This window comes from Planotetraspora silvatica, from assembly GCF_016863315.1.
In the GTDB taxonomy this organism is placed as follows: Bacteria; Actinomycetota; Actinomycetes; order Streptosporangiales; family Streptosporangiaceae; genus Planotetraspora; species Planotetraspora silvatica.
In genome coordinates this window covers 1-732 of sequence record NZ_BOOQ01000109.1, presented here as the reverse complement: position 1 = coordinate 732, position 732 = coordinate 1, and the positions used below count along the sequence as shown (strand labels likewise).

Here is a 732-nt window from a genome sequence, read left to right as displayed (position 1 = left end):
ACCGTGCGGGGTGAGACGAACAGCCGCTGGCCGATGTCGCGGTTGGTCAGCCCGTCCGCGACGAGTTGGGCGATCTGGAGCTCCTGGGCGGTGAGGCGGTCGCGGGCGTCGTGTTTGCGGCGGATCCGCTCGCCGCTGGCGCGCAGTTCGCGCAGCGCGCGCTCCGCCCAGGGCACCGCGCCGAGGGCGTCGAACGCTTCTGCCGCCGCGCGCAGCGGCGCCCTGGCCTCGGCGGCGCGGCGCTGGCGGCGCAGCCACGCGCCCCAGGCGTGCCGCAGCCGCGCCCGTTCGAACGGCCAGCCGACCAGGTCCTCGCGCAGCGCCCGCGTGAACAGTTCCTCTGCGGTCTGGTCGGGCGCGGTGACGGCCCTGATGTAGGCGAGCGCCACGTGCCCGATCGGCGACCCGCTTTCCTCGATGATCGGGGCGAGCTCGCCGGCGACCGCGCGCAGATCTTCGTGGCGTCCGCTGAGCAACGCCGCCTCCGCCAGGTGCGGCAGCGCCCACAGGCGCATGTACTGGTGGTAGCTGATCTCGCTGGGATCGAAGATCGGGCGCAGGGCGTCCCAGGCCGCGTCGTAGCTTCCGTCGGCCAGTTCCGCGGCTCCGCGGGCGAGCTGCACCAGGGCCAGCATCGGGTGCGCGCCCGCCGACAGGAACGCGCGTTCGGCCTGGGCGGCGAGGTCGCGCGCGGTGGAGGTGTCGCCGCGCAGTGCGTGGATCTCGGCGGAT

The 732-nt window shown here is 74.7% G+C and carries 1 protein-coding gene; it reads right to left on the bottom strand.

Going from position 1 to position 732, the window contains the following annotated elements:
* A partial coding sequence (locus Psi02_RS39810; RefSeq protein ID WP_203981098.1) for a helix-turn-helix domain-containing protein occupies nt 1–732 on the bottom strand: 732 nt, incomplete at both ends.